Annotated in this window: 12 protein-coding genes and 1 riboswitch; of the genes, 10 read left to right on the forward strand and 2 right to left on the reverse strand. The window is 66.3% G+C overall.

What is annotated here, in order from left to right; all coding sequences use genetic code 11:
• Positions 1-165: 165 nt before the first annotated feature.
• Positions 166-621 carry a carboxymuconolactone decarboxylase family protein gene (locus ASF65_RS00290; protein WP_055883481.1) on the reverse strand — a complete coding sequence of 152 codons (456 nt, stop codon included), beginning with the start codon at positions 619-621 and terminating at the stop codon, positions 166-168.
• Positions 622-1,020: 399 nt separating this feature from the next.
• Between ASF65_RS00290 and rnk the strand changes: the two genes are divergently transcribed.
• The 6 genes from rnk (at position 1,021) to ASF65_RS00320 (ending at position 5,670) form a co-directional block, all read left to right on the forward strand.
• Entirely contained in the window at positions 1,021-1,434 is a 414-nt protein-coding gene (rnk, locus tag ASF65_RS00295; RefSeq protein ID WP_055883485.1) for a nucleoside diphosphate kinase regulator, read from the forward strand.
• A 774-nt stretch (positions 1,435-2,208) separates the two neighbouring features.
• Positions 2,209-2,883 (forward strand): MarR family transcriptional regulator, encoded by a 675-nt coding sequence (locus ASF65_RS00300; RefSeq protein ID WP_055883487.1) that lies wholly within the window; start codon positions 2,209-2,211, stop codon positions 2,881-2,883.
• 13 nt (positions 2,884-2,896) lie between these two features.
• Positions 2,897-3,616 (forward strand): hypothetical protein, encoded by a 720-nt coding sequence (locus ASF65_RS00305; protein WP_055883492.1) that lies wholly within the window; start codon positions 2,897-2,899, stop codon positions 3,614-3,616.
• Positions 3,617-3,692: 76 nt separating this feature from the next.
• Positions 3,693-4,241, forward strand: a complete 549-nt coding sequence (locus ASF65_RS00310; RefSeq protein ID WP_055883494.1) for a peroxidase-related enzyme — start codon at positions 3,693-3,695, stop codon at positions 4,239-4,241.
• Positions 4,242-4,305: 64 nt separating this feature from the next.
• Entirely contained in the window at positions 4,306-4,872 is a 567-nt protein-coding gene (locus tag ASF65_RS00315; protein WP_348271161.1) for a TlpA family protein disulfide reductase, read from the forward strand.
• Between the two features lie 90 nt (positions 4,873-4,962).
• Entirely contained in the window at positions 4,963-5,670 is a 708-nt protein-coding gene (locus tag ASF65_RS00320) for an MOSC domain-containing protein (protein ID WP_055883497.1), read from the forward strand.
• Positions 5,671-5,747: 77 nt separating this feature from the next.
• Here the strand turns inward: ASF65_RS00320 and ASF65_RS00325 are convergent, their stop codons facing one another.
• Positions 5,748-6,224, reverse strand: coding sequence for an Rrf2 family transcriptional regulator (locus ASF65_RS00325; RefSeq protein WP_055883499.1), 477 nt, complete (start codon positions 6,222-6,224; stop codon positions 5,748-5,750).
• Between the two features lie 113 nt (positions 6,225-6,337).
• Between ASF65_RS00325 and ASF65_RS00330 the strand changes: the two genes are divergently transcribed.
• The 4 genes from ASF65_RS00330 (at position 6,338) to ASF65_RS00345 (ending at position 13,130) form a co-directional block, all read left to right on the forward strand.
• Complete coding sequence (locus ASF65_RS00330) at positions 6,338-6,772, forward strand: group III truncated hemoglobin (protein ID WP_244486517.1); 435 nt, start codon at positions 6,338-6,340, stop codon at positions 6,770-6,772.
• A 32-nt stretch (positions 6,773-6,804) separates the two neighbouring features.
• Positions 6,805-8,037, forward strand: a complete 1,233-nt coding sequence (gene hmpA, locus ASF65_RS00335) for an NO-inducible flavohemoprotein (protein ID WP_055883502.1) — start codon at positions 6,805-6,807, stop codon at positions 8,035-8,037.
• A gap of 62 nt (positions 8,038-8,099) precedes the next feature.
• A complete protein-coding gene (locus ASF65_RS00340; protein WP_055883503.1) occupies positions 8,100-9,566 on the forward strand; it encodes a DUF305 domain-containing protein in 1,467 nt (488 codons plus the stop codon).
• A gap of 322 nt (positions 9,567-9,888) precedes the next feature.
• Positions 9,889-10,100, forward strand: a riboswitch (cobalamin riboswitch).
• A 123-nt stretch (positions 10,101-10,223) separates the two neighbouring features.
• The gene (locus ASF65_RS00345) at positions 10,224-13,130 is read left to right on the forward strand and encodes a ribonucleoside-diphosphate reductase subunit alpha (RefSeq protein WP_055883507.1); all 2,907 of its coding nucleotides are present in this window, start codon (positions 10,224-10,226) and stop codon (positions 13,128-13,130) included.
• The last annotated feature ends 28 nt before the right edge of the window (positions 13,131-13,158 follow it).

A 13,158-nucleotide genomic window follows, 5' to 3' on the forward strand; every position in this document is an offset into this window, starting at 1 on the left:
CCGCGCTCTCGCGTCCGTCGAACAAAGGACGAGAGGGGCTGGTCCGGATGTGACATGCCCCGAAGAAAATCAGCGAAGCGAGACACAGAATTGTCGGTCAGGGATCGATCAACGTCGGCGGGCGGGACGGCATTGGCGCCGTCCCTGATGAAACGGTAGAACGGGCTAGGCCTTCGCCTGGACCGGGAGGCGGAAGGGCGCGCCGAGACGGTTGAACGCGTTCATCGCAGCGATCGTGATCGTCAGGTCGACGAGGTCCTTGGGCGCGAAGGCAGCGCTTGCGGCTGCGTAGGCTTCGTCGGAGGCGTGTGTCTCGCTGACCCGTGTAACCTCCTCCGCCCAGGCAAGCGCGGCGCGGTACTGGTTGGAGAACAGGTGGGGCACTTCAGCCCAGACCGGAACCAGGACCACCTTATCGAGCGGCATCGTCTTCAGCAGGTCCCGGGTGTGCAGGTCGATGCAGTGGGCGCAGCCGTTGATCTGCGATACCCGTAGGAAGACAAGGTGGATCAGCTCGTGCGGCAGATCGGTGCCCGTCGTGATGTAGTGGTGGATGCCATAGAGCGCCTTGGCACCCTGCGGCGCCACTTCGTTCCAGACCAGCCGCGTGTTCTCGCTCATGTCTCGTCCTTGTGTTTCGAACGCCGAGGATCGACGTTCAAAGCCAAGACGAGCCGAGCGACCCGGATGTGACATGCCAGCAGGATTTTCGTTGGAAGCAGCCTACAGACCATCCGGCGAGAGCTGCACCAGCCATCGTATTTGACTTCGTCGATCCAATAGGCATGCTGGCGGCATGACCACGTTCGATCTTCGACAAGCGCTGAGCGCCCGGGTGACCCCGGCCGCACCGATCTAGCCCCAGCCGTCGGTTGCCTTGCGCCCCGATGCTGGGGCCGTCGATCTCGTCACGTCTATCTCATTCAAAATCGTCGCGGCAGCCGCATCGGTGTGCCCATTCGCAAACCGTTGCACACAGCGCTGCGCCGTTTGCGGAGACGTGCTTCCAGGAACTCTTCCATGTCCCCGAATCCTTCCACACGCCTGCCCAGGATCACCGTCACCGAACCCGAGTTCGAGAGCCTGTCGCGACTTGCAAACGCGGCTCTCGAGACGTTGCCGGACGTCGCCGAAGAACTCCTGCACGAGCTAGAGCGTGCGCGCATTGTGTCCGAGAAGGCTGCGAAGCCCGACGTCGTCCGCATGAACTCGACCGTCCTCTACCGACAGGAGGGCGGCACTGAGCGCCGTGTCACGCTTGTCTACCCGGCCGAGGCTGACATCTCCGAAGGGCGCGTCTCGATCATGACGCCGATTGGAACCGCCCTGATCGGACTCGGCGTCGGCCAGTCCATTGCCTGGGCGAACCGTGCCGGGAAGCGTCAACAGCTCACGGTCGTTGCCGTCGATCCGCCCGGCGGGAACCCTCGTTGAGACCAACGGCTCGAACAGCGGCGAAGCGGCGACCTAGGGTGCCGCTTTCCACTGGCCGGAAACCGGAGCGGGGTGCTCATCGCCAGCCTTGGCAGAGCCGTTCCCGCCGCCGCGAAAGTCCCGCCACTGTCAGGTGGCCGGACCGCCATCCTGCCCTCATCGCCAAGGGGCGCGACGGCTTCCGTCCTGCTCACGTCGCGCCCGCCCCAACCTCGAACATCTTGTGGATCGAGGCGACGTCCTCGCGATACGTGCGGAAGCCGATAGCATCGTAGTAGCAAGGCACCGTCGTTGCCCCGGCCGATCTTGGCGTCGATCCGCTCCAACCCCGCCGAAGCCGCCGCCGCCCGACTGACCTCGAACAGCGCTTTCTCGACGCCGCGGCGGTGGGCGAGGGGTGAAATGTGGGTACCGATGATCCCCCAGCCCTCCTCGACGCCGTAGGAACTGCCCGAAAGCGACCGGATCAGCGACTGGAAGCCCAGCATGTTCCCGACCTCCGAGACGGCGACCGAGCAACGGATGCTTGCTGGATGGTTGATGTAGGTGGACAGGACGAAGTCGACCTCGCTCGGCCTGTCTCGTCCCGTGGCGGTGATGATCGCCCGAAGTGTTCAGCTTATTGGTTCGGCAGTGACGGTCTCGGCAATCCGGATCTTCATCGTTGTCTCCATGAGGGCGGGCCACGTGGGCTGCCACCGCTCCTCGAGTCATAATCTGCAAACTTTGCATCGGCAGGCTTGACGTAGATAGGACTCCTATTATGCTGGGTGCATGGAGACGCCAAACGCCCCCACCTCGATCAACCATCGCATTCTGGAAGGTCTCACCCGGGTCGCGACGGCCATGCGGATCGATGAATGGGACCGAGCCAAGGCGACCGGCCTGAACCCGACCCAGCTTGCCATCCTCGATCTGCTCGAGGGGCGGGCAGGGGGGCTCGGCGTTAAGGACATCGCCGTCCACCTTGGCGTCTCGCAGCCGACAGCAACCGATTCCGTCGGCGCGCTGGAGCGCAAGGGGCTCCTTGCCAAGAAGGCAGTCGAGGGAGACCGACGTGCCGTGCGCGTCGTCGTCACTGCCGAAGGGCTGTCGGTGCTCTCGTCCGGAAGCCAGGGTGCGGGGCTCGCCGAGCGGGCGGTCGATGCGCTCGACCCCGTTCGGCAGCAACACCTTCTAACGACGCTTGTCGCGATGATCCGCCACCTTCAGGAGATCGACGCCATCCCGATCCAGCGGATGTGCGTGGGCTGCCGTCACTTCGCGCCTTATGCCCATTCCGATGCGGCTCAGCCGCATCACTGCAATCTCGTGGACGCGGCCTTCGGCCAGCGCGACCTGCGCGTCGACTGCCGCGAGCACGAGACCGCCGATCCCCAATCCCGGGCAGCCACCTGGGATCGGTTCCTCCAAGGATCGGATCAACCCCTCCAGGCAAACCAGGGATAAGGAGAACACCCACATGATCAGACGATTTGCAGCCGGCGCGCTTGCCGCCGGAACGACACTGCTTTGCCTAACGGCAGGCGCGCTTGCCCATTCCATCGAGGCTCCACCCGCGCAGGCCGTTGCCCCGTCCTTCGACATCGTCGAGACGAGCATCGTCACGAAGGGAGACGTCGCCGTCTTCACGACACGGGTGCGCGGCGAGGCGGGCAAGGACAAGCCCGACGCTACGGGCAAGTTCGAAGGATCGGAAGTCTACGCCTATGTCTGGCCGACCTCGCTCGACAGCGGCGAGATCGGCTTCGACAAGGCTCAGGGCATCGTCGCGTTGGCGGTGACGTTCCATCCCGACTTTGACGACGCGGCCAACGGCGCCAAGAACAGGCATGTCTGGCATCCGCATTGGGTCGTGCTGGCGAAGGACGAGGCCTGCGGCGCCGATCTCAAGGTCGTCGACATTCCGGAAGGCACCAAGCCGAAGGTTCCCGAGACGTGGCCCGGTGTCCCGCTCCTGATCGACAGCCCGACCTATCCAACGGAGTTCCGAGGCGATGCCGTCGGCGTCACGATCCCGCTTGAGCTCATCAGCGGCATCGCGGAAGCGTCCTTCGACGGCGTGACGGCCGGCCTGAAGGTCAACGGCAACCTCCACGCGCCGCTTCTATGCGTCGCCGACGTCTTCAAGGTCGCCTCCGGCAACTTGAGCCTTCCCGGCAAGGTCGTTCCCGCGAAGTGACCTCGATGCGCGGGTCCGCCGACAGCCATCAGCGAACCCGCATGTTCCACCCTCCAGGCAAACGGAAAGACAGAACATGACAAGGATTACCCTTATCGATCCCGCCGAGGCAACGGGCCCGGCTGCGGCGAAGCTCGCCGAGATCAAGTCGGCCTTCGGCGTCGTGCCGAATATGTTTAAGGCCGTGGCGAACTCGCCCGCTGCCCTGAACAGCATGTGGGGCGCCTTCGGTGCCCTCGGGCGTGGGCGCCTTCCGGCCAAGCTCGGCGAGCAGATCGCGGTGGCGATCGCCGACCGCAACGCTTGCCACTACTGCCTCGCGGCTCACACCGTGCTCGGACGCAAGGCGGGCGCCACGGCAGAGGAGATGACGCAGGCGCAGGCCGGCCGGTCCGCCGATCCGCGCACGGCCGCAGCCCTCGCGTTCGCGACGGCGGTCGTGGAAAAGCGTGCCGGCGTGGAAGCTGATGATGTCGAGGCGCTGCGCAAGGCCGGGTTCGACGATGGCGAGATCGTCGAGATCCTGGCTCACGTCGCCCTCAACCTCTTCACCAACTACGTGAACGTTGCGCTCGACGTGCCGCTCGACTTCCCGGGCGTGAAGCTCAACCGCGCCGCCGCGTGAGGCCGGCCGGGCGGATCGCGTGCCGCTCGATCCGCCCGGCACCTATGTTCGAGGATCCAAGACCATGACGACGAACTCCGCAACGCTCGCGCCCGAACTGGCGGTGAGCGAATGGTTCAACACGCTTAAGCCCCTAACGCTTCGCGAGCACATTGGCCGTCCCGTTCTTCTCCATACCTTCCAGCTCCTGTGCCCGGGTTGCGTGTCGGCCTCACTGCCGCAGGTGCAGCGCATTGAGCATGTCTTCGCCGGGACCGATCTTCAGGTGATCGGCCTCCACACGGTGTTCGAGCATCATGCTGCGATGACGCCGGTCACGCTGAAGGCTTTTCTCCACGAGTACCGGATCCGACATCCCGGCGGCGTCGACCTCGCTGACGGCAAGTCCGACATTCCCGTCACCATGCGCCGGTTCGCCCTTCGCGGCACGCCATCCTCGGTGCTGATCGGCCGTGACGGCTCGATTTTCCACACGAGCTTCGGCGTCGAGGAGGACATGGCGCTCGGGGCACGCGTTGCCATGGCCCTTGCCGCGCCGCTGCGGACTCCGACGGCGACGGATGCTTCGGCGGACGATGGACCCGCCTGTTCGGAAGACCATTGCGCAATTCCGCCGACCCGGGCTGCGTGACGAGCTGATGATCGGCCGAGGCTTCGAGCGGTGGCTCGTCGAACTGTCGATGGCCGAGATCGGTCTTCAGCCCTTTAAGGAGGACAAGCGATGACCTCTGTACAGCTCGAAGCCCTTCTTATTGGCAGAGTGAGACCTCTCGGTTCCCGTGGCGCACCGAGCGGCATTAGGAAGATGGCCGTCGCGGGTCCCGTCGCCCTTCGAACCACAGGCTTCGACGGGGACGAGCAAGGCGATCCGGTCCGGCATGGCGGCCCGGAGAAGGCGGTGCATCATTATCCGCTCGAACACTACGCCGCGTGGCAGGAGGACCTCGGACCGCAGCGTCTGCTGGGTCGCCCGGGTGCCTTCGGTGAGAACCTGTCGACCTATGGCATCACGGAACGGCACGTTGCAATCGGCGACGTGTTCGAGATCGGAACGGCGCGGATCGAGGTCAGCCAGGGACGCCAGCCCTGCTGGAAGCTGAACGAGCGGTTCGGCCTGCCGGACATGGCCAAACGTGTTCAGGGAACGGGACGGACCGGGTGGTACTACCGCGTCCTCCAAACCGGAATGGTGGGCCCTAGCGATCGGCTGACCCTTGTCCATCGTCACTCACCCGACTGGACGGTCGAGCGGGTCTGGCGCGTCTTCTACATTGACACCTTGAACCGCGGGGAACTCACCAGGCTGTCCGAGGTCGAGCGGCTGGCGAACGGCTGGCGCGAACATGCCCTGCGGCGCCTGCGGTCCGGCGCCGTGGAGGATTGGACGTCGAGGCTTGTCCGCGAGCGCCCGAAGGCACTGGATGGGTGATCCTTTCGGATCCAGTCGCACCAATTCCCCACCGTCAGACCCCGACAGGCTCATTCACGCGACCGGGGGCGTTTGCTTCAAGTGACCGTTTCAGCCGGGAGACATTCAGCCTTGGCGATGGACTGCCGGACGTCGGGGAAGGCTGCAAGGACATCGAGTATCCCGAGCTCCCCTTTCGGCAGGTCGCCGAACGTGTAGCCGTCCAGAACCGCCAGGAATGCCTGCGTCGCCTCCTTCAGTATCTTGCGGATGCCGCAGGCCCTCGCGATGACGCAGGAGCCGCAGTCGACAAGGTCGAACCCGTCCTCTGTCACCCGGACAACTTCGCCCACCGTGATCTCCCCGGGCGGGCGCGCCATCTTGATGCCGCCCGAACGGCCGCGCACCGTCGTCACGAGGTTCGCGCGGCCGAGATCCTGGACCACCTTCATCAGATGGTTCTTCGAGATGCCGTAGGCCTGCGAGATCTCGGCGATTGAGGACAGGCGATCGGGATGGGCCGACAGGAACACCAGCACGCGGATCGAGTAGTCGGTGTAGAGGGTCAGCCGCACGGCTATGGATCCTTCGCTTCAGCAAAACATGTAGGACGCTTGCATCTTTTAGGCAATGTGCTACACGACAGCCATAGATGCATCATCGATGCATGTTATGGCGATCCCGTCCAATGCGCCCGTTCGAAGTTGCTCCTGAACCCTGCCCACTCAGCGCAGCCGAACTGCGGCACTTGGTGTCGGCGCTCTATGGCGCGGTCCGCAGGGACGACCTGCTAGCGCCCATGTTCATGCCGCGGGTCTTAAACTGGCCCGCGCATCTGAAGCGTCTTGAGGCGTTCTGGTGCTCGGTCATGCTTGGCAGTGGCACCTATAAGGGCAATCCCTTCGGCGCCCATCTGCCTCTCCGCGACACACTTGAGCCCATGCATTTCGCGCGCTGGCTCTCGCTGTTCCATGCGACCGCGGAACAGGAGTTCGGTGCCGACCGCAGCGCCGCGATCTCGCAAAAGGCCGATCGGATCGCCGATAGCCTGAAAGCTGGGCTCCGGTTCCGGGCGTCGGCTCGGCCGCCTCCGGCTGCAACGGTTGATCCGCCTCTCGGCTGACGCCTTCCATCCTTCCACTAGGAGACAATGCCATGACCTCGCCCCTTAGCGAGCGAACAGTCGCGACCGTAAAGGCGACGATCCCAGCCCTCGAAGCCCACGGGCTCGAGATCGTCAGGACCATGTACGAACGCATGTTCCGCGATTCCGCGATCCGCGACCTGTTCAACCAGTCCCACCACGGCGAGACGGGCTCGCAGCCCAAGGCCCTAGCCGGGGCGATCCTCGCCTATGGGCGGAACATCGACAACCTTGCCGTCCTTGGCGAAGCCGTCGAGCGCATCGCGCAGAAGCACGTCGGGCTCCAGATCCGTCCCGAGCACTACCCCGTCGTCGCCGAGGCCCTGCTCGGCGCCATCTCCGAGGTATTGGGCGAAGCCGCAACGCCCGAGGTGCTGGACGCCTGGGGCGAAGCCTACTGGTTCCTCGCCAACATCCTGATCGGAAGGGAAGGAGCGCTCTACCGGGAGCTCGAAACAGCCGACGGCGGCTGGTCCGGATGGCGGCAGTTCACGATCGAGGCCAAGATCCGGGAAAGCGACATCGTGACGTCGTTTGTGCTGCGGCCCGCGGACGGCGGAGCCGTGATCCGGCACCGCCCGGGGCAGTATCTGACCTTCCGGCTGAGCCTTCCCGGCGACGTCGTGTTGAAGCGCAACTACAGCATCTCCTCCGCGCCCGACGGCCAGACCTATCGCATCACCGTCAAGCGCGAGCTGAAGGGCTCGGCGTCCAACTGGCTGCACGACGCAGCCGAGGTCGGCACCATCCTCGACGTTGCGCCCCCCGCCGGCGAGTTCGTCCTGAAGTCCGAGACGGACGCTCCCGTCGTGCTCCTGTCCGGCGGCGTCGGACTGACGCCGATGGTATCGATGCTCGAGACGCTCGTCGGACGAGGGGAGGGCGTCCCCGTGCACTACGTCCACGGCACGCAGGACGGAGCGACCCATGCGATGGGCAAGCACGTCAAGCGCCTCGTGTCCGGTCGGTCCGAGGCACGGCTGACGACCTTCTACCTGTCACCCCGCCCGGAAGACGAGATCGGCCGAACGCACGACGTCGACGGCATGATCACCCTCGACTGGCTGCGCGAGCACACGCCGATCGAGAGCGCGCATTACTACCTTTGCGGTCCGAAGGCGTTCCTCGCGGCGTTCGTCCATGGCCTGCAACGGATCGGCGTGCCGCCCGCACGCATCCACTACGAGTTCTTCGGGCCTGCCGACGACCTGTCCGAGGAGCCGGATGATCGCCTGGCGGCCTGAACCGTCGGGGCTCGCGTGTGCAGGCCCCCTTCCACCTTCCCGAAACCTGGAACTCTCCCGACATGCGTATCCGAAGTTCGACCAGCCGTTTAGGAACGACGCTGGCCTGCATCGTTCCCGCCATCCTCATGCCGACGCTGGCGCAGGCGCACGTGAAGTGGTTCGCGCCCTACATCGTCGGCGCCCCGCCTGCGCCCGTCTCGAGGACGGCCGCTGATCCCTGGTTTTGGGCTGCCATCGCGCTGGTCCTCGTCTTCTTCGTCGGCACGCGCCTCGTCGAGCGCTCGGCGGCGGGCGAGGGGATCCTACGCGGCATGGACCGCGTCACCGATCCCCTCTGGACGCGCCTTGACGATTTCGTCTGCGTCGTCGTCGGCGCCTTCTTCGTCGCCATCTTCGCGGTTGGCGGCGTCTACCTGACGCCCGACCTCAAGACCCCTAACGAGTGGGTGTCGTGGGTCCAGCTCCTGATCGCCTTCGGCGTCTTCTCGAAGCGCACGATGCCGCTGTCTGCGGCCGGGATCATCTTCCTCTGGGTGATCGCCCTCCGGGACTACGACTTCTTCCATCTGCTCGACTATCTGGCGCTTGGGCTGGGCGTCGCGGCCTATCTCGTGCTTGCCTCGTCGACGAAGCCCGAATGGCGCAAGCACCGCTTCGAGGCGCTGCGCTGGGGCGTTGCGATTGCCCTGATGTGGTCGAGCCTCGAGAAGTTCGCCTATCCCGACTGGTTCTACCCGCTCGTCGAGGAGAAGCCGTTCCTGACCTTCGGCATGCCGCGGGACGTCTTCATCCCGATGGCGGGCGTCGCCGAGTTCACGATGGGCTTCGGCTTGATCTGGACGCCGCTCGTGCGCAGGCTCTCGGCGATCGCGCTGTTCCTCATCATGGGCGCCGCCGTCTACCCCTTCGGCCGGGTCGATCTCATCGGCCACGCGCTCATCATGGCGATCTTCGTCGCCATCGCCGCCGACCACACCCGGGAGGTCCACTTCCTCCCGGCGATCAAGCGCTCGCTCGCCGGGGTCCCGGCCGGGATCGCCGCCGCCCTCGTGATCTTCGTGACGGGCTACTGGGGGCTGCACATTGCCTTCTACGGCCTGGAGGGACGTGCGGTCGCCATGCCGACCGAGATGGCGACGCACACGTACTCGCCCGAGCATCCGCATGGCCCGAAGGCGCTTGAGAGCGTCGTCTCCGGCGAGCTCGAGGGGGGCATGCACATGTCTCATGGACAAACCACATCCGCACCCGGAGGCGGGGCGACCGCTGCCTACGCGGCGACCATGGCGACGATGCATGGTCCGATGATGGAGGGCATGCGCCATCCCGACCCCGACGTGGCCTTCGTGCTCGGCATGATCCCGCATCATCAGGGTGCAATCGACATGGCGAAGGTGCAGCTTCAGTACGGCGCCGACCCGAGCAACAAGGCGCTGGCCGAGCACATCATCCTGGAACAGCAGCAGGAAATTGACGCCATGACCGATTGGCTTCGGCAGCGGGGCGTGACCGCACCGAGCCGGTAGAATTTCGAAGGAGCTTTGGGACGGGGCCGGCCGAGACGCTGTACGGCCCCGTCCGCATACGCACAGTGCATTTCTATACAATCAGCAACGAAGCGCCGACCAATCCGACGATAGCGAATGTCCGCTATCGAGAAGAGCTTCTGTGCTCGCGAACGACAGAGACGGGTCGATAGCGGATGAGCCGCTTCGAGGCGTCCGCTTTCTCCGCTACGATCGCCACGACCGGGTGGGTACCTGCCTGTCCGCTTCGAAGCCCCATCCAGGACAAGCGGACGTTGGGGATAGAGACGCACGGCGCGTTGACTCGAACCCTCGCTGCCGCACTATATGCGGCAGTCACGGTCCGCCGCATCGCAAGATGTGGTGGCTAAGAGGGAACCCGGTGAGCCGCAGGGCAAGGCCGGGGCTGCCCCCGCAACTGTAAGCGGCGAGCCATCCGTCCATTCCGCGTCACTGGGGCATTCGCTCCGGGAAGGCCGGACGGAAGGCGACGACCCGCGAGCCAGGAGACCTGCCGCGACTTGGTAGAACCTTCCCTGGGCGGGGTGTCCCGGTGGATCGTGTGCCTGTCGCGGCGCCGCGCTCCCGTCCGGGATCCGCGTGCCGTCCGGTCTCGCGTCCGCTCGGCCTTTGCCTCCACTTCGCTGGAGCAGCCGAATGTCTCTTCTTCCTACCCCCGCGGCCCTGCCGCATCCGTTCCCCGCAGCGCACGCCGCCAACGACGCGTCCGCACCGTCCGACACGGCGACCGCGCGCGTGATCCGGCGCAACGGCTCGGTGTCGCCCTTCGACGCCTCCAAGATTGCGGTCGCGATGACCAAGGCGTTTCTCGCCGTCGAAGGACGCCAGGCCGCCGCCTCGACCCGCGTCCACGACGTCGTGCGCAGCCTTGCCGACGAGGTCGTCGCCGCGCTGGCGCGACGCTCGGGCGGCGACCGCCTCCTGCACATCGAGGACATCCAGGACCAGGTCGAGCTCGCGCTGATGCGCTCCGAGCACCCGAAGGTCGCCCGAGCCTACGTTCTCTACCGCGAGGAACACGCCCGCGCCCGCGCCTCACAGGCCGCCGCGTCCGAGACGCCCGCCATGCCGACCCTGTCCGTCCGGCAGGCCGACGGTTCGCTCGCGCCCCTCGACGAAGCCCGGCTCGACCGCGTCGTCGCCGAAGCGTCCGACGGTCTCGACGGCGTGTCGCCCGACGCGATCCTCGCCGAGACGCGGCGCAACCTCTACGACGGCCTGACGCTGGCGGAGCTGGCCGAAGCGCCCGTCATGGCGGCGCGCACCCTGATCGAGACCGAGCCGAACTACGCCTTCGCCTCGGCGCGCCTCCTCCTCGACCGCTTGCGCGGCGAGGCGCTGTCGTTCGTCTCCGGAGCGCCCGCCGCGCCGACGCACGCGGACATGGGCCGGCTTTACGGCGAAGCCTTCCCCGCCTACCTCGACCGCGGCATCGCGGCCGGCCTGATCGACCCGGAACTCGCCCGCTTCGACGTCGCCCGCTGTGCTGCCGCGCTGATCCCCGAATGCGACCGCCTGTTCCAGTTCCTCGGCCTCCAGACGCTCTACGACCGCTACTTCCTTCAGACCGATGGGGTGCGCTTCGAGCTGCCGCAGTGGTTCTTCATGCGCGTCGCGATGGGCCTCGCGCTGCGCGAGGTCGACCGCGAGGCGCGGGCCATCGAGTTCTACGAACTCCTGTCGAGCTTCCGCTTCATGGCCTCGACGCCGACGCTGTTCAACGCGGGCACCTCGCGCCCGCAGCTCTCCTCCTGCTTCCTCACCACCGTCGCCGACGACCTCGGCGGCATCTTCAAGGCAGTGAAGGACAACGCGCTGCTCGCCAAGTACTCCGGCGGCCTCGGCAACGACTGGACGCCCGTCCGTGGCCTTGGCGCCCACATCAAGGGGACGAACGGCCAGAGCCAGGGCATCGTGCCGTTCCTCAAAGTGGCCAACGACACCGCGATCGCGGTCAACCAGGGCGGCAAGCGCAAGGGCGCGGTCTGCGCCTACCTCGAGACCTGGCATATCGACGTCGAGGAGTTCCTCGACTTGCGCAAGAACACGGGCGACGACCGGCGGCGCACGCACGACATGAACACGGCGCACTGGGTGCCGGACCTCTTCATGCAGCGCGTGGCCGAGAACGGCGACTGGACCCTGTTCTCGCCCGACGAGGTGCCGGGCCTGCACGACCTCTACGGCGCGGCGTTCAAGGAAGCCTACGAGGGCCACGAGGCGCGGGCGGCACGCGGCGAGATCCGCGTCCACCGCCGCGTGAAGGCGGTCGACCTGTGGCGGCGCATGCTGACCATGCTGTTCGAGACCGGGCACCCGTGGATCACGTTCAAGGACCCGTGCAACGTCCGCTCGCCGCAGGGCCATGTCGGCGTCGTGCACTCGTCGAACCTCTGCACCGAGATCACCCTCAACACCTCGGCCTCCGAGGTCGCCGTCTGCAATCTCGGCTCGGTGAACCTCGCCGCCCACGTGACTGCCGGCGGCCTCGACCGGGCGCTGCTGTCGCGCACCGTGAAGACGGCGATGCGGATGCTCGACAACGTCGTCGACATCAACTTCTACACGATCCCCGAGGCGCGCCAGTCCAACCTGCGCCACCGTCCGGTCGGCCTCGGTCTCATGGGCTTCCAGGACGCGCTCCAGACCCTGCGCCTCGCCTATGCCAGCGAGGAGGCGGTCGCCTTCGCCGACACCAGCATGGAGGCGCTCTCCTACGAGGCGATCTCGGCCTCGGTGGACCTCGCCGCCGAGCGCGGGCGCTACCCATCCTTCGACGGCTCGCTCTGGTCGAAGGGCATCCTGCCGATCAACAGCCTGGAACTCCTGGCCGAGGCTCGCGGCGGCACCCTCGACCTCGACCGTTCGGCGACGTTGGACTGGGAGGCCCTGCGCGTCCGCGTCCGCTCGGTCGGCATGCGCAACTCCAACACGATGGCAATCGCGCCGACGGCGACGATCTCGAACATCTGCGGCGTGTCGCAATCGATCGAGCCCGCCTACCAGAACCTCTTCGTCAAGGCGAACATGTCGGGCGACTTCACGGTGGTGAACGCCGCCCTGGTGCGCGACCTGAAGGCAAGGGGCCTCTGGGACGAGGTCATGGTCTCCGACCTCAAGTACTACGACGGGTCGCTCGGTCCCATCGACCGCGTGCCGGACGACTTGAAGCGCCTCTACGCCACCGCCTTCGAGATCGACTCCGCGTGGCTGATCGAGGCGGCCGCCCGGCGGCAGAAGTGGATCGACCAGGGGCAGTCCCTGAACCTCTACCTCGCCGCGCCGTCGGGCAAGGCGCTCGACGCGCTCTACCGCCTCGCCTTCGACCGCGGCCTGAAGACGACCTACTACCTGCGCACCCGCTCGGCGACGCATGTCGAGAAGTCCACCCTGAAGGTCACCGACGGCAAGCTGAACGCCGTTGCGGCCGCGCCGATGGCGGCGGCGGCGACGGCCTCGGTGCCCGCGGAGATCCGCGTGCCGGACGCGGCATGGGGCAGGGCCTGCTCGATCGACGATCCAGAGTGCGAGGCCTGCCAGTAGGCCGTCACTCGCAATGATCTTCCTCAGC

The organism is Aureimonas sp. Leaf324 (assembly GCF_001423245.1).
GTDB lineage: Bacteria > Pseudomonadota > Alphaproteobacteria > Rhizobiales > Rhizobiaceae > Aureimonas.

Bases quoted from the DNA above. Each gene is read 5' to 3' on its own strand.
- rnk (WP_055883485.1), top strand. From the start codon at position 1,021: ATGTCCCCGAATCCTTCCACACGCCTGCCCAGGATCACCGTCACCGAA.
- ASF65_RS00345 (WP_055883507.1), top strand. From the start codon at position 10,224: ATGTCTCTTCTTCCTACCCCCGCGGCCCTGCCGCATCCGTTCCCCGCA.
- ASF65_RS00300 (WP_055883487.1), top strand. From the start codon at position 2,209: ATGGAGACGCCAAACGCCCCCACCTCGATCAACCATCGCATTCTGGAA.
- ASF65_RS00320 (WP_055883497.1), top strand. From the start codon at position 4,963: ATGACCTCTGTACAGCTCGAAGCCCTTCTTATTGGCAGAGTGAGACCT.
- hmpA (WP_055883502.1), top strand. From the start codon at position 6,805: ATGACCTCGCCCCTTAGCGAGCGAACAGTCGCGACCGTAAAGGCGACG.
- ASF65_RS00315 (WP_348271161.1), top strand. From the start codon at position 4,306: ATGACGACGAACTCCGCAACGCTCGCGCCCGAACTGGCGGTGAGCGAA.
- ASF65_RS00310 (WP_055883494.1), top strand. From the start codon at position 3,693: ATGACAAGGATTACCCTTATCGATCCCGCCGAGGCAACGGGCCCGGCT.
- ASF65_RS00340 (WP_055883503.1), top strand. From the start codon at position 8,100: ATGCGTATCCGAAGTTCGACCAGCCGTTTAGGAACGACGCTGGCCTGC.
- ASF65_RS00290 (WP_055883481.1), bottom strand. From the start codon at position 621: ATGAGCGAGAACACGCGGCTGGTCTGGAACGAAGTGGCGCCGCAGGGT.
- ASF65_RS00330 (WP_244486517.1), top strand. From the start codon at position 6,338: ATGCGCCCGTTCGAAGTTGCTCCTGAACCCTGCCCACTCAGCGCAGCC.
- ASF65_RS00305 (WP_055883492.1), top strand. From the start codon at position 2,897: ATGATCAGACGATTTGCAGCCGGCGCGCTTGCCGCCGGAACGACACTG.